Annotated in this window: 15 protein-coding genes; 4 read left to right on the top strand and 11 right to left on the bottom strand. The window is 71.2% G+C overall.

Translation table 11 applies throughout. From position 1 onward, the window contains the following. Positions 1–1,150, top strand: a 1,150-nt coding sequence (locus ACFVJS_RS17980; RefSeq protein WP_378882927.1) for an NAD(P)/FAD-dependent oxidoreductase, incomplete at its 5' end; no start/stop codon positions are given. Here ACFVJS_RS17980 and ACFVJS_RS17975 read toward each other — a convergent pair. The 7 genes from ACFVJS_RS17975 to ACFVJS_RS17945 all read right to left on the bottom strand — a co-directional run bounded on the left by ACFVJS_RS17975 (position 1,108) and on the right by ACFVJS_RS17945 (position 8,406). Beyond that, positions 1,108–1,995, bottom strand: coding sequence for a universal stress protein (locus tag ACFVJS_RS17975; RefSeq protein WP_378882924.1), 888 nt, complete (start codon positions 1,993–1,995; stop codon positions 1,108–1,110). The genes ACFVJS_RS17980 and ACFVJS_RS17975 overlap by 43 nt on opposite strands. A gap of 38 nt (positions 1,996–2,033) precedes the next feature. Continuing rightward, positions 2,034–2,450, bottom strand: a complete 417-nt coding sequence (locus ACFVJS_RS17970; protein WP_378882921.1) for a pyridoxamine 5'-phosphate oxidase family protein — start codon at positions 2,448–2,450, stop codon at positions 2,034–2,036. Between the two features lie 11 nt (positions 2,451–2,461). After that, positions 2,462–3,436, bottom strand: a complete 975-nt coding sequence (locus ACFVJS_RS17965) for a universal stress protein (protein ID WP_378882919.1) — start codon at positions 3,434–3,436, stop codon at positions 2,462–2,464. A 74-nt stretch (positions 3,437–3,510) separates the two neighbouring features. After that, complete coding sequence (ppsA, locus tag ACFVJS_RS17960) at positions 3,511–5,880, bottom strand: phosphoenolpyruvate synthase (protein WP_378882917.1); 2,370 nt, start codon at positions 5,878–5,880, stop codon at positions 3,511–3,513. A 52-nt stretch (positions 5,881–5,932) separates the two neighbouring features. Continuing rightward, positions 5,933–6,520, bottom strand: a complete 588-nt coding sequence (locus tag ACFVJS_RS17955; protein WP_378882914.1) for a hypothetical protein — start codon at positions 6,518–6,520, stop codon at positions 5,933–5,935. A gap of 138 nt (positions 6,521–6,658) precedes the next feature. Beyond that, positions 6,659–7,603: a universal stress protein gene (locus ACFVJS_RS17950; protein ID WP_378882911.1), complete on the bottom strand. Its 945-nt coding sequence runs from the start codon at positions 7,601–7,603 to the stop codon at positions 6,659–6,661. 119 nt (positions 7,604–7,722) lie between these two features. Beyond that, positions 7,723–8,406, bottom strand: a complete 684-nt coding sequence (locus ACFVJS_RS17945) for a hypothetical protein (RefSeq protein WP_378882908.1) — start codon at positions 8,404–8,406, stop codon at positions 7,723–7,725. A gap of 163 nt (positions 8,407–8,569) precedes the next feature. On the opposite strand from ACFVJS_RS17945, the gene ACFVJS_RS17940 reads away from it, so the two are divergent. Continuing rightward, the gene (locus ACFVJS_RS17940; RefSeq protein WP_378882905.1) at positions 8,570–8,833 is read left to right on the top strand and encodes an SHOCT domain-containing protein; all 264 of its coding nucleotides are present in this window, start codon (positions 8,570–8,572) and stop codon (positions 8,831–8,833) included. A gap of 23 nt (positions 8,834–8,856) precedes the next feature. Then, positions 8,857–9,672 (top strand): SDR family NAD(P)-dependent oxidoreductase, encoded by an 816-nt coding sequence (locus tag ACFVJS_RS17935; RefSeq protein WP_378882903.1) that lies wholly within the window; start codon positions 8,857–8,859, stop codon positions 9,670–9,672. Positions 9,673–9,862: 190 nt separating this feature from the next. On the opposite strand, the gene ACFVJS_RS17930 is transcribed toward ACFVJS_RS17935, so the two are convergent. From ACFVJS_RS17930 to ACFVJS_RS17920, 3 genes are all read right to left on the bottom strand, one after another. Beyond that, complete coding sequence (locus ACFVJS_RS17930; RefSeq protein ID WP_378882900.1) at positions 9,863–11,362, bottom strand: CHAD domain-containing protein; 1,500 nt, start codon at positions 11,360–11,362, stop codon at positions 9,863–9,865. A 29-nt stretch (positions 11,363–11,391) separates the two neighbouring features. Then, positions 11,392–12,342 carry a universal stress protein gene (locus tag ACFVJS_RS17925; protein ID WP_378882897.1) on the bottom strand — a complete coding sequence of 317 codons (951 nt, stop codon included), beginning with the start codon at positions 12,340–12,342 and terminating at the stop codon, positions 11,392–11,394. Positions 12,343–12,457: 115 nt separating this feature from the next. Then, positions 12,458–14,119 (bottom strand): SulP family inorganic anion transporter, encoded by a 1,662-nt coding sequence (locus ACFVJS_RS17920; RefSeq protein ID WP_378882895.1) that lies wholly within the window; start codon positions 14,117–14,119, stop codon positions 12,458–12,460. Between the two features lie 135 nt (positions 14,120–14,254). Here ACFVJS_RS17920 and ACFVJS_RS17915 point away from each other — a divergent pair, with 135 nt between their 5' ends. Beyond that, on the top strand, positions 14,255–15,313 hold the full coding sequence (locus tag ACFVJS_RS17915; RefSeq protein WP_378882892.1) for an alcohol dehydrogenase catalytic domain-containing protein: 1,059 nt from the start codon (positions 14,255–14,257) through the stop codon (positions 15,311–15,313). Between the two features lie 4 nt (positions 15,314–15,317). On the opposite strand, the gene ACFVJS_RS17910 is transcribed toward ACFVJS_RS17915, so the two are convergent. Further along, a partial coding sequence (locus tag ACFVJS_RS17910) for a sensor histidine kinase (protein ID WP_378882888.1) occupies positions 15,318–16,069 on the bottom strand: 752 nt, incomplete at its 5' end.

Below are 16,069 nucleotides of genomic sequence, written 5' to 3'. Positions count from 1 at the left end.
GGCGCGCGGAGCCGGCTGGTCCGGGCCGATCACGATCGTCGGCGACGAGCCGCACCCGCCCTACGACCGGCCGCCGCTGTCCAAGGCGGCGCTCACCGGCGAGGAGCAGCCCGACGTGCCGGTGCTGCGGTCGAGCGAGGTGCTCGAGGAGCTGCGGGTCCAGCATCTCGCCGGGGTGCGGGTCCACGGCCTCGACACCGAGCGCCGCACCGTGGCCACCAGCGCCGGGGAGCTCGGCTACGACGCGCTCGTGATCGCCACCGGCAGCACCGCCAGGACCCTGCCCGGACTGACCGGGCTCCCCGGGGTGCACGTGCTCCGCCGCTACGACGACGCGCTCGCCGTACGCGACTCCCTGGCCCGCTCGCGAAGGGTGGTGATCCTCGGGGCCGGGTTCATCGGCTCCGAGATCGCCTCTGCGGCCCGCGCCCGCGGCATCGAGGTCACCGTGGTCGAAGCGAGCGGTCGGCCGCTGGAGCGTGCGGTCGGTCCGCGCGCCGCCGGGCGGTTGATGGAGCTGCATGCCGAGGCCGGCGTCCGGCTGCTCACCAGGACCACCGTCTCCGGCGTACGCAGCCTTCGACAGGCTCAGGACACCGCGTCGGACCGTGGCGTCGACGCGGTCGAGCTGAGCACCGGTGAGACCCTGACGGCCGACACCGTCGTCCTGGGCATCGGCGCCCACCCGGCGACGGCATGGCTCGCCGGCAGCAACGTCGCCCTGGACGTACGCACCGGAGGGGTCCTCTGCAACCGCAGGCTGGCCACCAGCGCTCCCGACGTCTGGGCCGCGGGAGACGTGGCCTGCGTCGACGGCGAGCGAAGCGAGCACTGGACCGCCGCCGGTGAGCAGGGCCGGGTCGCCGGAGCCAACGCCGCCGGGTCCGGCGAGGCCTTCGCCTCCGTCCCGTTCGCCTGGTCGACCTGGCACGGGCACCGGATCCAGGTCGTCGGCGACACGACGGCAGCCGACGAGGAGGAGCGCGAGCCCGGGTTCATCGTCTACCTGCGCGACGGACACGAGGTAGGGGCCGTCGGCATCGACAGCCCCGGCCCGGTCGCCCGAATCCGCCGTGCTCTCGCCGCACAGGCCCCGGACGTACGGCCTCAGACGGCCGTGGCCGGAGGGGTGGTGCCGGCTCGCGAGTAGCTGGTCGGCACCACGGCGACCACGCCGTGTGCGTGGTCCAGCAGATGGCCGGCCGTCCCTCCGGTGCCGGCGACCACGACCATGTGCATGGTTCGGGTCTGCTCGGCGAGCGCGTGAGCGAGGCTTCCGGACTGGATCCGCAGGCGCGGGTGAAGGTCCGGATAGCGTTCGCGCAGCCCGGCGACGCACTCCGCTACCAGGACCCGGTCGTCGTCGGTGCCGTTCGGGCCGCCGGCGTGGTAGCAGTACAGCACCGTCACCGGCAGGTTGCGCTGCGCGGCCTGGTCGAAGGCGAACTCGAGGGCGGGGATCGAGTCAGACGTCCCGTCGATGCCGACGAGCACACCGCGGCCAACTCCCCCGTCACCGGGGCGCAGCACGACCACGGGACAGCGCGCGTCCTTGACCGTGGACCTGCTGACCGAGCCGAGGATCCGGCTGCTGATCGGACCTCTGCCCCGTGAGCCGAGCACCAGCAAGGACGCGTGGGCGGAGGCGGCGTCCAGTTCATGCGCCACGGGCCCGGCCTCCAGCTCCACGCTCACCTCCGGACGTCGGCGTCCGGCGAACGCGGGGGCCCTGGAGAGTTCGTCGAGGCGGCGGTCGGCATAGCGGCTGGCGCGGGCCAGCACGGTCGCTCCGTAGTCCTGTTCCGGCTCCGAGGGCGCGCCTGCACGGAACCCGGGCGGGGTGTCGAGGGTCGAGGCGGAGACCACGTGAAACAGGCACAGGTCGCGCCCGTCCCGGAAAGCCTGCTCGGCCGCCCAGGACACGCTCTCGGTGGCCTCCGGCCAGTTTTCGACGCCGACCAGCACGGCGCCCTCAGGGATCGTTGCGTACGTCATCTCGACTCCTTCGGCTCTACGCGTCTGCCGCGTACGGCTCAGGTCGGCACCACGCGGCGGCCGGTGATCTCGGCCGGCGTGATGCACACGAACAGGGTCCGTCGGCCGTTGGCCCATGGCTCCGGCTCGAGGTCGTGCGCCCTCAGCCAGACGCCGTCGACGAACTCCGCGGTCCCGCGAACCAGCACGCTCCAGCCCGAGGACGTATAGGTGTCGAACTCGTCGATCTGGTATGACACCTGTCCGGAGCCCACATGGTTCGAGACAGCGGTCCGCGGGGCGGTGCGGAACACGATCCGGTCACCCACCAAGACGTGGTTGACCGGCAGGACCAGCGGTCCGTCCGGGTCGCCGAACGCGACCCGGCCGACCTCGGTGCGGTCCAGCAGCTCAAGACATTCGGCCCGGCCCATCTCGGTCAGGTGACCGGGGAACCAGCGTGCTGCGAGATACATCGTCTTCTCCTTCATGACCGTCGTCCGGCACCGGCCGGCTCGTCATCCGCCGTGAGCTCGCCCGTGGTCCCGGCGTCCCCCTCGAACGCCGGGGCCACGTAGGGGTCGATCTCGACCGGGCAGCTGCTCTCACGAAGCACCGCCCGAGCGGTCCCGCCCAGGTGCCCGAACCCGAGGAAGTGACGGGAACGGCCCAGGATCAGCAGCTCGGCCCGGCGGGACGCCTGCACCAGCGCATAGGCGGTCTGGGCGTGCACCACCTCGACGCGTACGTCGACGGCTGCCGCCTCCGGACCGCACTCGGCACGGGCCGCCTCGAGGGCTGCCCCGACCTCCTGCTCGGCCCGGGCCGTCCAGGCCTTCTCCTCGCTGCCGACGGTGAGGTAGTCCTGGTACGCCCCGAACGTGTGCCAGGCGTGCAGGAGCCGTAGCGCGGCGCCGTGTGCGGCCGCGACCTCCAGCCCGCGGCGTACGAGGGCGACGGACGTCGCCGCGTCATGGACGCCGACGACGATCTCGCGGGGCGACCCGTTCCGCGGCCAGGCCGACGGGACGACGACCACCGGCACCGGCGAGTGGGCCGCGACCGGCCCGATGATCGATGAGGTGATGATCCGGTCGAACCGGGTGCGCGGCTGGTCACCGAGCACCAGAAGTCGCGCCCGGGCCGCCTCCTGGGCCAACACCGACGCCGGGCTCCCGAGCAGCAGGTACGTGCTCACGACCGCACCGCTGCTGGCAACCGCCTCCTCCGCTTCGGCCAGGATCGCTCGACCGAGCTTTCCCATCCTCGAGTCGGGGTCGGTGTGGGCCGGCGGCCAGGTCGGCAGCGGTGGCGCGTACGGGTCCACCACGTAGACCAGGTGCAGCGCGGAGTTGGACCGGACCGCCTCCGCGGCGGCGTAGCGGGCGGCAGCGATTCCGGCCTCGGTGCCGTCGACTCCAGCGAGGACGAGGTTCCTGGTCTCCTTGATTACTTCAGCCATGGTTCCAGCGTCGCTCCGCGAGGCCGTCCCTCGACAGGGACCCTCGACCTCAGCGAAAGGCCTTTGGTCGCTCATCACGACTCCTCCTCGGCCGCGAGGACCGTCTGTGTCACGGCGACCACGGAGTCCGGGGTGACGCTGACCGAGTCGATCCCGAGCCCGACCAGGACACGGACGACCTCCGGATGGTCGGAGGGCGCCTGGCCGCAGATGCCGGAGTGAATGCCGTTGCGCCGGCAGCCCTCGACGGCGAGGGCGATCATCCGTTGCACCGCCGGGTCGCGCTCGTCGTAGTCGAAGGCGACCAGCTCGCTGTCGCGGTCGACGCCGAGGGTGAGCTGGGTCAGGTCGTTGCTGCCGATGGAGAACCCGTCGAACCGCTCGGCGAACTCGTCGACCAGGATGACGTTCGCGGGGATCTCACACATCGCAAAGACCTTCAGGCCGTGCTCGCCGCGCCGCAGACCGAGCTCGGCCATCCGCGCGAGCACGCGATCGGCCTCGTCGAGGCGGCGCACGAACGGCACCATCACGACGACGTTGCCCAGACCCATCCCCTCCCGGACCCGGCGCAGCGCGGCGCACTCGAGGGCGAATCCCTCGGTGTAGGCCGGGTGCGCGTAGCGGGCGGCACCGCGGAAGCCGAGCATGGGGTTGGCCTCGTCGGGCTCGAAGGCCGATCCGCCGAGGAGGGTGGCGTACTCGTTGGTCTTGAAGTCGGAGAGCCGCACGACGACGGGCTTGGGATAGAAGGCGGCGGCGATCGTGCCGATGCCCTCGGCCAGCCGCTCGACGACGTACGCCGCACCGTCCTCCCCGACGAGGCGCTCGACCTCCGCGCGCTGCCCGGCATCGGCGATGCGCTCCGGGTGGAGAGCGGCGAGCGGGTGCACGCGCACGTGCTCGGCGAGGATGAACTCCATCCGCGCCAGGCCGACCCCGTCGTTGGGCAGGAAGGACGACTCGAACGCGATTCCGGGGTTGCCGAGGTTGAGCATGACCTGCGTCCGCGGACGCGCCGTCAGCACGGTGTCGACGTCGTTCGCGTGGAAGTCGGCCAAGCCGCGATAGACATGGCCCTCGTCGCCCTCGGCGCAGGAGACGGTGACCTCCTCGCCCTCGATGATGGTGCTGGTCGCGTCGCCGGTGCCGACCACGGCCGGGATACCGAGCTCGCGGGCGACGATGGCGGCGTGACAGGTGCGACCGCCGTGCTCGGTGACGACCGCGGAGGCGATCTTCATCAGCGGCTCCCAATCGGGGCTGGTGCTCGGTGCGACCAGCACGTCGCCGGAGGTGAAGCCGCCGTCGTCCTCGATCCCGCGGACGATCCGGGCACTGCCCGCCGCGACCCTCGCACCGACGGCTCGGCCGGTCGTGATCAGGTCGCCGTGCGCCTCGACCACGTATCGGGTGGTCGCGGTCGGCCGGCGCCGGGCAGCGACCGTCTCGGGGCGTGCCTGGACGACGTACAGCAGGCCGTCGGTGCCGTCCTTGGCCCACTCGATGTCCATGGGCTTGCCGTAGTGACGCTCGATCGTCATCGCCGCGCCGGCCAGCTCGAGCACCTCCTCGTCGGTGAGGCAGAAGCGGCCGCGGTCCTCCGGAGGCGTGAGCTCGTTTCGTACCGGACCCACCAGCGCCGTCTCCCCCAGCACCATCCGCACCGCCTTGCTTCCCAGGCGGCGGCTCAGCACGGCGCGGTGGCCGGCTGCGTACGTCGGCTTGTGCACGTAGAACTCGTCGGGCTCGACCAACCCCTGGACGACGTTCTCCCCGAGACCGTAGGAGCCGGTCACGAAGACGACGTCCCGGAACCCCGACTCGGTGTCGAGCGTGAACGAGACCCCGGAGCAGGCAATGTCAGAGCGCACCATCTTCATCACCCCGACCGACAGCGCCACCGACAGCTGGTCGTAACCATGCCGTGCGCGGTAGTCGACCGCCCGGTCGGTGAAGATCGAGGCGAAGCAGCGGTGCACGGCGTCGAGCAGTGCCTCCTCGCCCTGGATGTGCAGGAACGACTCGTGCTGTCCGGCGAAGCTCGCGTCCGGGAGGTCCTCGGCCGTGGCCGAAGACCTGACCGCGAGCGTCACATCATCGCCGTACTCGTCCCGAAGGGCCTGGTAGCCCGCCCGGATCTCGTCGGCCAGGTCCGGGGGCAGCTCCGCGGAGAGCAGCAGGCGGCGTGCCCGGCCGGCCCGCTCGGCGAGGTTCTCGCGATCGTCGACGTCGAGGTCGGCGAAGACCGTCGCGAGTGCCGAGTCGGTGCCCGAGGCACGCAGGAAGTGGCGATAGCCGTCGGCCGTGACGGCGAACCCGTCGGGCACGCGGATGTCGCGGTCGTGAAGGCGGCGATACATCTCACCGAGAGACGCGTTCTTGCCGCCGACGAGGGGGACATCGGCGATGCCGACCTCCCCGAACGTACGTGTGTAGCTCATGTTCAGACCTTCACTGTCCGGGGTTGGGATACGACTCACGGCTCGGCGCGGGTCACCGCAGCCACGGGTGGTGCATGACGACCGGCCTGCGGGCCCACTGCTTGCCGAAGCCCCAGGTGTCGCCGGCGTACGTCATCGCCAGCACGCCCACGGTGAGCGCACCGAGGAGGTGGTCGTCGATGATCGGGTGGTTCTCGAGCGGGAAGCTCGCGAACCACATCAGCACGTACATCGCCGCGCCGGCGACGGCTCCGATCCGCATACCGATGCCGAACGTCAGGGTGAGCCCCACGCCGAGCAGTCCGAGCATGAACAGCCCGTCGACCCACCACTGACCGGCCATGTCGTTCCACATGCCCTGGAGCCAGTTGTGCTCGGGCACGTTGGACAGGTAGCCATCGGTGGGGCTGCCGCCGTTGATCCAGGCCGCATCCTTGGCGAAGAAGTCGATGCCCGTGCGGGTTCCGGCCTCGTTGGTGATCGCACCGGTGTGGAAGCCCAGCGCGAGCAGCTTGTCGAAGAAGGCCCACAGGAACGTGAGCCCGAAGGCGATCCGCAGCGTCGCGAGCAGCCGCGCGGCGGGCAACGGGAAGTGCCCGGGCAGCGTCGTCGTGGCGCCGGGTGTGGAGATTGAGGTCATGATCCCTCCATCGGTCGCGCCGGCCCGTCGTGGCCGGACACCTTCAGCCAACCGCCGCCGACGCCCTCGCAGCGAGGGAACGGGGTCCGTGCGCGGCAGGCCCTTCGTCCCCGGGGCGACGGGACGGTCGACCGTGCGTCACGAGCCGGCCATCTCCGCCGGCCGCGACGCCGAGGCCTCGTCCGTCTCGACGATGTCGAAAACCGGAGGCAGCACCTCGACGGGACAGCGGCTCTCGCGCAGCAGCGCCCGGCCGGTGCTCCCCAGGCGACCGGCGGGGAACGCGTGCCGACGGCGGCCGATGACCAGCAGGTCGGACTCGGCCGCGGCGGCGGCGATCACCTGCGCCGGCTGACCCCGGCGCACCTCGACACGAGTCTCGACCAGCACCTCAGGCGCTGACCGGTGGTTTCGGGCCCGGTCGAGCGTCTGCTCGAGCTCCCTGCGGAGCGCGGCATCGCACTCGGCCAGCTCGCGTTGCGAGATGGCCGGGCTGTCGTACGGGACGGGCACCTGCCAGACATGGAGGACGACCAGCTCGGCGCCGCGGGCAGCGGCTTCGCTCATCGCCCGGGCGACCAGCCCGGCGGCGTCGTCGCAGTCCTTGACCGCGACGACGACACGGTCGGCTCCGGCGCCCGAGGGCCACCCCTCCGGGACGACGGCGACCGCGACGGGTGCGTGCCCGGCGACCCGGTTGACCACCGAGCCGGTGAAAATCCGCTCGACGACGGAGCGGTGCTGGCCGCCGAGCACGACGAGCCGCGTCGCCGCCGCCATCTGGACGAGCCCGTCGGCGGCGTCACCGCGCACCAGCGTCGAGGTGACGCGGTCGGCCGGCGCCAGGGTCATCGCCTCCTTCGCCGCCCTCTCCAGCAGGCCTGCCCCGATCTCACGGTCGTGGCTGATAGCTGTCTGCCCGACGTACGGGTCGATGACCCCGGGGACGGTCGGAGGCGGCACCAGGTGGACCAGCCACAGCTCGTCCCCCCTGCGCTCGGCCTCGGCAGCCGCGTATCTGAGCGCCGCCCGACCCCCTTCCCCGCCGTCGATGCCGACCAGGATCCGTGCTGTCTCGGACATGTCCACCCTCCTTCGGCACGGGCACCTCCGGCCCGGCCCGCTCCGACTCTCACGGGACAGGTGGGGCCGGCGACAGGGGCATCGGTGCCGACCTCCGGGACCTTGGCCCCAGCGCTCGCTCAGGACGCGCCTCCACGCTGTTGCGGCCGTACGCTCCGGAGATAGCGATCCGGCCAGCCTGCCGCGCGAGCCCCCGAGCGGAACCACGCCTCCAGGCCTGGTGCGTCACGGCGCCCGAGCTCGTCGAGGAGCACCTCTCTGATCTGCACGGCCCGTAGCTTCTCGGCCGAGTCGGCGGCCCGGTCGAGGGCGACATAGCTCGAGCGCCAGGCCATGCACAGATCGGAGTCGGTCACCTCGTCGGGGATCTCCAGGACCGCCTCGGCCGGGTCCACGATCCGTGGACGGATCACTGCGGCCGGTGCAACGTCGCCGGCCCGGGCACGCCGCCCGGCCCTCCGGGGCCTCACCGGCTGCTCCTCCCGGACGCGTCGGTCGAGCCATCCCGCCTCCCACGCCGCCGCCAGCCCCATCGCCGACACCAGCAGGGCGGTCACGACTCCGAGCGCCACGACGAGCCCTCCGGCGGCCAGCGGGACCGTTGGCCACGGCAGGCTCCTGAGGAGCACCACACGCCACTGGATCGGCTGCTTCTCGGGCCACTGACATACCCACAGCGCCACCGCGACCAGCCAGCCCGCCAGCCACCAGGCGACCGTCGCCACCACCGACCACGACATGAGCGCGACCAGACCACCGACGCCGACCATGCCGGCCACCACGCACCACACCCAACGCCTCATGAAAGCCAACTCTCCACACGGGCGAGTGGCCCGCGAAGGGGCGACGATCCTGTCGATGAAGGACCAAGGCCCCTGCTCGCTCAGCCGTTGGACACTCGCAGCGCCGGACAGCTGGGGCGCAGTGTCGAGGCATACAAGGCAGACATGATCCGCGGAGGTCACGATGATGTACTGGTACGGCTCGGGAATGGGCGGTTGGGGCTATGCCCTGATGACCGTCAGCATGGTTCTTTTCTGGGGACTGGTCATCACCGCAGCAGTTGTGCTCGGGCGCCGGTTCCTCCGCGAGGACCGGCCGCTGAGTGGTGGACCGAGCACGCCCGAGGACGTGCTCGCGATGCGTTTGGCGCGCGGTGAGATCGACGAGGACGAGTACGAGCGTCGGATGGCGACGCTGCGGGCCCGCGAGATCACCGGGCCCCGCTGACCGTCACAACGGAGGAGGACGAGATGAAGCAGGACCTGCGGCCGATCGACGACCTCATCACCCTGACGGGAAAGAGCGCCGTCGTCACCGGCGGCGCGATGGGGATCGGCCTCGGAATCGCCTACCGGCTCGCAGAGGCGGGTGCACGGGTGGCGGTGGCGGACATCGAGGAGGAGGCCGCCGCGTCAGCTGCGAACCAGCTGGTCGCCGACGGCTTCGAGGCGATGCCGGTGACCGTCGACGTCTCCGACGAGACGAGCGTCCGTCAGATGGTCGACACCGTGATCGACGCGTACGACGCGATCGACATCCTGGTCAACAACGCCGGGATCTATCCCAACATCCTGGTCATGAACATGACGGCCGACGACTTCCGACGGGTGCTCGACATCAACCTGAACGGCGTCTTCCTGTGCACGAAGCTGGTGGCCGAGCGGATGATCGAGCGCGGACAGGGTGGCCGGATCATCAACATCACCTCCATCGACGCGCTGCACCCGTCCTCCGCAGGCCTCGCGCACTACGACGCCTCGAAGCACGGTGAGTGGGGCTTCACGAAGAACGTCGCGCTCGAGCTCGCTCCCCACCGCATCTGGGTGAACGCGATCGCTCCCGGCGGCATCGTCACGCCCGGGGTCAGACATGCACAGGAAGGTGCGCAGCTGCCCAAGGGCGTCGACATGGCGGAGCTGATCGAGCGGTTCACCGCCCGGATCCCGATGGGCCGCTTCGGCGAGCCGGACGACATCGGACGCGCCGCTCTGTTCCTCGCCTCCGATCTGTCCTCCTACATGACCGGCACCCAGATCGTGGTCGACGGCGGCGTACTCCTCTCCTGAGCGCGCCGCGAGTCAGCCCGGGAGCGCCCGGGAGCGCCCGGCCAGTGGATCACAGTGCGCTGCCGGAGTCCCAAGTCGTCGCGCGATCTCGGCGGCCTCTGTCGTGAACCGCGTCACCGCGAGATGACACACGCAAGGGCTGCCGAGACTGCCCCTGCTCGCTGGAGCCGATTCCAGCCCGGGTCGCGGCTCATCGCAACCAACGTCGCGACTTCGGTCTCAAGAGCCGGCGCACCGTACGTTCATAGGCGTGCTCCTGAACGGCTGTTGCGGCATCGAGGTCGGACAGTGCGGCCGCGACCGAGAGATCCGGGTGCCGCTCGGCGAGCTGTAGCACCTCGATCCGGGTGACTACCGCGTCGTGATGGTCGCCGAGCACCTCTTGCATGTCGGCGAGAATCGCGGCGAACCGCTCGGCGCCCGCCCCGAACACCGGCACGACCGCCTCGACCGCCTCGACCGCCTCGACCGAGTATCGGATGCGTTTGGCAGCCTTTCGGACGTCGTGGAGCCGTAGCGCCCGGTCATGGGTTCCGGTGGTCCGACTCGCCCGGGCCACGGCCCGCTCCAGGTGCCGAACGTCCTTGACGAGCGCGGCCCGGAGCTGCTTGTGCGCGGGCTTCCCCGCACGCGACGACCAGGCAGGCGTCTCGATCAGGTCTCGCAGCGAGTCGATGAGTGAGAAGTAGCGGGGCGACGTCATCGCCTCTACCGCTGCCCGGTGCGCGGCACCGTGCTCGGCACTGATGTCCGCGCCGACGGTCGAGCCGCGGCTGTCCAGTACGACATCGAGACGATCGCGCAGCACCTCGAGGTCGCGGGGACGGCCGAGCTCGTCGACCAGCCACTTGACCTCGACCCGTAGCGGTGCGGTCCGCGCACGGTCGAACATGCCACGGTAGGTGCCCAGGACCGCACGGACCCGTCGGCCGGCCACACGCATCCTGTGGACCGCGTCGGGGACGTCGGCCCGGACCAGGGGGTCGAGCCTGACGAGTTCAGCCACCTGCGTCGCAAGGTACGGCGCCAGCGCCGCGCTCGCGGTCGTCTGCTTCGACTTCCGAGTGGCGACACCGGGAGCCGGGGGCGACGTGGCGGCAAGGATCCGGGCCAGCTTGGCCCGACGTGCGGATGGCCGGGCGCCTGCAGCCAGCAGGCGGCGCTCGAGCTCGTCGGCGAGCCCGTCGCGGTCCACGTCGAACTCCACCTCCCACTCGCGCCACCCCTCGGGCTCGCGCCGGTCGGCGCCGAGACGCCGACCGGTCACCCGGTCGTCGGACACCTCGGCGAGCAGGCGACCATCGGCTGCCCGGAGCAGCGTCGACGTACGTCGGGTGTCGACGGCCCCGACACCGACGAGCGGCCGGTCGCGCACCACACCGCGCAGGATCGCGGTCAGCTCCGGCGGTGGCTCCTCGCTCACGTCGCCGAGAAGCACCTGCAGCTCGTGCCGTTCCCCGTTGACCGGGAGCTCGAGATGCCAGCCCGCGTCCTCGCCACCGGTGCGGCGGCGCAGCGTGATCCCGGACCGGATCAGGTCGAGATCCTCGGTATCGTAGTACGTCGCCGACAACATGAAGGGCGCCCGCGGATCGACCCGGGCGGCATCGGGCAGACCGACCAGGTCGGGAAACGGGACGTGCTCGTCCACGTCGTACTTCCGCTCGATCTCGACCACCGTGGTCGCCATGGCTGCCTCTCGTTCTCCACTTCCTGATCTCAGAGGGCGGGTGCTTCCTCGGCCTTCTCGATCCGGCCGTCGTGCTCGAGGACGAGGTCGTCCACGGTGATGACGTCGGGAACGGGAGGGTGGATCTCGACCGGGCACCGGCTCTCGCGAAGCACTGCACGCCCGGTGTTGCCCAGGCGACCCAGCGGGAAGGAGTGACGACGTCGGCCGATGACCAGGAGATCGGCGTCTGCTGCCGCGTCCGCGATCATCCGAGCGGGCTGTCCGTGGCGGATGTCGATGCTCACGTTCACCCCGGACGTGTGCGGCGCCCGTCGGCGGGCACGGTCGAGTTCCTCGTCGAGGGCGCGTCGGGCGGCCTTCTCCCACCCCGTCACGTCCAGATGCGACAGCGTCAGGTCGTCATAGACCGTGTCCAGCTGCCAGGCGTGGAGCACGACCAGCTCCGCGTCGCGGTCCGCCGCGTGCCTGAGCGCCTGAGCGATCAGTCCTGCCGAGCTCTCGCAGTCCTTGACCGCGACCACGACCCGGCGAGCGGGATCCTCTGCCGACCAGTCGCTCGGGACCACGACGACCGGGACCGGTGCATGGCCCGCGACCCGGTGGGTGATCGAGCCCGTGACGATGTGCTCCAGACCGTGCTTGCGGTCGTCGCCGAGCACCACCAGGCGTGCCTTCGCGGCGGCGTGGACGAGTCCGGGGACGGTTCTGCCCTCCAGAAGGGTCCCGCTGACATGGTCGGCGCCCACGTAGGTGGCGGCCTCGTCCGCGGCCTTCCGCAACACCTGCATCCCGGAGTTGCGGCTGTCCTGCGAGAGCCACGGGTAGGGATGGATCACGTCAGCGGGCTCGCTCAGGCTCACGTGCATGAGCCAGAGGTCGGCGTCGTCGAGCCCGGCCTCGGCGGCGGCGTAGGCGATCGCTGCCCGTCCGCCCTCTCCCCCGTCGATCCCGACCAGGATCCGGTTGTTCTCGGACATGTCGTCTCCTCCTGGGCGCGGCACGTCCGGCCGCTCCCAGGATCCACTCTCATCCGCCGGGCCGTGAGAGGGCAGGGACGTCGGGGCTCCACCCCGAGGACCTTGGTCCGTGAGGTCACCGCTCGCGCCGGCGATACGCCTCCACGGCTGTGGGGAGGGTGGGGAAGAGACGCTCCTCGCCGATCCTGTCCAGGATCCCGGACGGAGCCAGCGAATCGCGCAGGTCCTGCTTGATGCGGGCGATCGCGAGGACGACGCCGCGCTCGGCGAGTGCCGCGCGCAGCGACTCGAGCGCGTCGACCGCGGTGATGTCCACCTCGACGTTGGCCTCGACGTTCAGCAGGAACCACTCCACCGGCCGCTCGGCGGCGTCGACCACCGCGAGCGCACGGGTGCGGAAGTCCTCCGCGTTGGCGAAGAAGAGGGGCGAGTCGTAGCGGTAGACGAGCAGTCCCGGCACCTCCTCGGCGTCGGGGTAGTCGTCGACGTCGTGCATGCCGGCGAGGCCGGGCACGAGCCCCAGCACCGCGTCGTGCGGATGCGCGACCCGGCGCAGCAGGTCGAGCACCGAGAGCCCGACCGCGATCAGCACGCCCCACATCACCCCAGCGGCGAGCACCGCAACCGTCGCGACCAGCGCCAGGACGAGCTCGCTGCGCCGGAACCGGGCGAACCGGCGCAGCTCGCCCACCTCGACGAGCTTGGTGGCGGCGTAGACGACGACGGCGCCGAGCGCGGCCTCGGGGAAGGCCTCGAGGACCGGCGCCAGGAACAGCACCGCCGCCACGGTCGTGGCAGCGGTGACGTACGAGGTCAGCTGGGTGCGTCCGCCGACGGCGTGACCGATAGCGGTCCGGCTGCCGCTGCTGCTCACCGGGAAGCCGTGCAGGAGCGCGGAGCCCACGTTGGCGCCACCCAGCGCCAGCAGCTCCCGGCGTGCGTCGACGCGTTCGTCGCGGCCCGCGAAGGCACGTCCGGTGAGGATGTTGTCGGTGTAGCCGACGAAGGCGACCCCGAGCGCCGGGGCGAGCATCGCGACGATGCTGTCCAGGTCCAGGTCCGGCAACCCGGGCGCCGGCGGCCGGATCGAGATCTCGCCGACGAGACGAAGTCCGTGCCCCTCGCCGAACAGCGCGACCAGTCCGGTGGCGGCGAGCATGCCGAGCAGCGCGACCGGCGCCCGCGGAGCCAGGACGGAGCCGAGGATCATCGCGGCGGCCGCGCCGACACCGAGCAGCAGGGTCGGGAGGTGCACCTGGTCGAGGTTGCGTACGAAGCTCGCGAGCTCGGTCAGCACGTTGTCGCCCTCGATCCGGACGCCGGTGAGGTTGTCGAGCTGGGAGACGACCATCAGCGCGGCGATGCCGGCCATGTAGCCGACCAGCACCGGCCTGGAGAAGAGCTCGGCGAGCACCGAGACCCGGGCCAGCCAGCCCGCGACGCAGATCGCCGCCACCACCAGCGCGAGCGTCGCCGCGAACCCGGCCGGATCGCGCGCCGCACCGGGGGTGGCCCCGATCGCGGCCGCGGTCATCAGTGCCGTGGTCGACTCCGGACCGACCGAGAGCAGCCGGGACGTCCCCAGCAGCCCGTAGACGAGCATCGCCCCGACGCAAGCCCACAGCCCGGTCTCCGGCGGCAGACCGGCCAGCTCGGCGTACGCCATCACCTGAGGAACCAGGTAAGCGGTGATCGTCACGCCGGCGAGAAGATCGGGCCACAGCCAGCGCCGTTGGTAGCCGCGGCTCCATGACGGCATCACCTGGCGTACGTCCATGGCAGCACCTTCGCACGAGATTCCCGCGCCGCGCCCGGCGTCAGGACCAAGTCCCTTCGCGTGGTGGCCGATGGCACTCCTCCAGCCTTCGCGAGCCGCCGAGGATCGGGATGAGTCCGATCTCAGGAGGAAACCATGAAAGCTCTCGTCTACGACGGCCCCGGATCCCGGAAGTGGACCGAGGTCCCCGATCCCGTCATCACGGATTCCGAGGACGCGATCGTTCGTGTCGACGCCGTCACGATCTGCGGAACCGACCTGCACATCCTCAAGGGCGACGTCCCGAGCGTCGCGCCCGGGACGGTGCTCGGCCACGAGGCGGTCGGGGTGGTCGAGCAGACCGGGCCCGGCGTACGCGACTTCGCGCCGGGTGACCGCGTGCTCATCTCCTGCATCAGCAGCTGCGGACGGTGCCGCTATTGCCGGACCGGCAGCTACGGCCGGTGCACCGGGGGCGGCGGATGGATGCTCGGCCACCTGATCAACGGCACCCAGGCCGAGCGTGTCCGGGTGCCGTTCGCCGACCACTCGATGCACCGTCTGCCGCGCGAGGTCGACGACGAGACCGCCGTCCTGCTCGCCGACATCCTGCCGACCTCGTACGAGGTAGGGGTACGCAACGGCCGGGTCACCCCGGGCGACACGGTCCTGATCGTCGGTGCCGGCCCCATCGGTCTCGCCGCGATCGCGACCGCTCGGCTCTTCAGCCCGCTGCAGATCGTCGTGGTGGACCCGGCACCGGCCCGGCGCAAGACCGCCGAGGTCTACGGCGCCGACGTGACCCTGACCGATGCCGAAGGAGCACGCGCCTGGGTCACGAGCAACACCTCCGACGGTGTCGACGTCGCCATCGAGGCGGTCGGCGTGCCCGAGACCTTCGAGCTGTGCGCCGAGCTCGTCCGCCCGTGCGGCCGGGTCGCCAACGTGGGCGTGCACGGGCGCAGCGCCGTCCTGAGCCTCGAGTCGCTGTGGGACCGCGACGTCACCATCACCACCGGTCTGGTCGACACCAGCTCGACACCGATGCTCCTGTCCATGCTCGCCGCGAGGCGGCTCGCGCTCCCCGACCTGGTGACCCACCGGTTCGGCCTGGGTGAGATCCAGGAGGCGTACGACACCTTCGCCGATGCGACCGACACCGGAGCGATGAAGGTCCTGATGATCGGCGACGAGGCCGACCTCGGCGGCGCCTGAGCGGTCAGCTCAACGGCACCGACCACTCCACCACGGTGCCGTTCGGCTCTGCCGGCCCGACGGTGCACCGACCGCCGTGTGCCTCGGCGCGGTGGCGCATGTTGGCCAGCCCGCTCTCCACCGCGGCGTCGGGGATTCCCACCCCGTCGTCGCGGACCCGGAGCACGAGCTCTGTGCCCACCGTCAGCGACACCTCGACCTCGCTGGCGCGCGCGTGGCGGGCCGTGTTCGACAGCGCCTCGCCGAGGACCGCCACCACGTCCTTGGCCACCTCGGGAGGCGTCCGCAGCCGGATCGGTCCCTCGAAGGCGAGCTTCGGACGGAACTTGAGCGATGTCGCGGCCCGGTTGACCAGATCGGTGACCTGCGTCTGGATGTCGCCGCTGTGGTCCGGGGCGCCGAGCTCGAAGACCGCCCGCCGAAGGTCGCGGATCGTCTCGTCGATGTCCTCGACGGCCTGGTCGAGCCGGCCGCGCAGCTTCGGGTTGTCGGCCAGGTTGAGGCCGCCCTGGAGTCGCAGCCCGATGACGAAGAGCCGCTGGATCACGATGTCGTGCAGATCGCGGCCGATCCGGTCGCGGTCGTCGTAGACCGCCAGCCGCTGGCGCTCCTCACGGCTCTGCGCCAGCCGGATGGCCACCGCCACCTGTCCGGCGAAGGCGTCGGCGACGGCGAGATCGACGTCCTGAGCCTGCTCGGCGTTCTCCCGTCGCCAGGCCAGCGCGAGCGCGCCCACGGCGTTCATCTCCTCGGACG

The organism is Nocardioides sp. NPDC057772 (assembly GCF_042798075.1).
Lineage (GTDB): Bacteria > Actinomycetota > Actinomycetes > Propionibacteriales > Nocardioidaceae > Nocardioides.
This window is presented reverse-complemented; position numbering and strand designations above follow the sequence as displayed.

What these genes read in the sequence shown, in the direction of transcription:
- ppsA (WP_378882917.1), bottom strand. Translation starts at nt 5,880, where the DNA reads ATGAGCTACACACGTACGTTCGGGGAGGTCGGCATCGCCGATGTCCCC.
- ACFVJS_RS17915 (WP_378882892.1), top strand. Translation starts at nt 14,255, where the DNA reads ATGAAAGCTCTCGTCTACGACGGCCCCGGATCCCGGAAGTGGACCGAG.
- ACFVJS_RS17940 (WP_378882905.1), top strand. Translation starts at nt 8,570, where the DNA reads ATGATGTACTGGTACGGCTCGGGAATGGGCGGTTGGGGCTATGCCCTG.
- ACFVJS_RS17965 (WP_378882919.1), bottom strand. Translation starts at nt 3,436, where the DNA reads ATGGCTGAAGTAATCAAGGAGACCAGGAACCTCGTCCTCGCTGGAGTC.
- ACFVJS_RS17950 (WP_378882911.1), bottom strand. Translation starts at nt 7,603, where the DNA reads ATGTCCGAGACAGCACGGATCCTGGTCGGCATCGACGGCGGGGAAGGG.
- ACFVJS_RS17970 (WP_378882921.1), bottom strand. Translation starts at nt 2,450, where the DNA reads ATGTATCTCGCAGCACGCTGGTTCCCCGGTCACCTGACCGAGATGGGC.
- ACFVJS_RS17935 (WP_378882903.1), top strand. Translation starts at nt 8,857, where the DNA reads ATGAAGCAGGACCTGCGGCCGATCGACGACCTCATCACCCTGACGGGA.
- ACFVJS_RS17945 (WP_378882908.1), bottom strand. Translation starts at nt 8,406, where the DNA reads ATGAGGCGTTGGGTGTGGTGCGTGGTGGCCGGCATGGTCGGCGTCGGT.
- ACFVJS_RS17930 (WP_378882900.1), bottom strand. Translation starts at nt 11,362, where the DNA reads ATGGCGACCACGGTGGTCGAGATCGAGCGGAAGTACGACGTGGACGAG.
- ACFVJS_RS17920 (WP_378882895.1), bottom strand. Translation starts at nt 14,119, where the DNA reads ATGGACGTACGCCAGGTGATGCCGTCATGGAGCCGCGGCTACCAACGG.
- ACFVJS_RS17925 (WP_378882897.1), bottom strand. Translation starts at nt 12,342, where the DNA reads ATGTCCGAGAACAACCGGATCCTGGTCGGGATCGACGGGGGAGAGGGC.
- ACFVJS_RS17955 (WP_378882914.1), bottom strand. Translation starts at nt 6,520, where the DNA reads ATGACCTCAATCTCCACACCCGGCGCCACGACGACGCTGCCCGGGCAC.
- ACFVJS_RS17975 (WP_378882924.1), bottom strand. Translation starts at nt 1,995, where the DNA reads ATGACGTACGCAACGATCCCTGAGGGCGCCGTGCTGGTCGGCGTCGAA.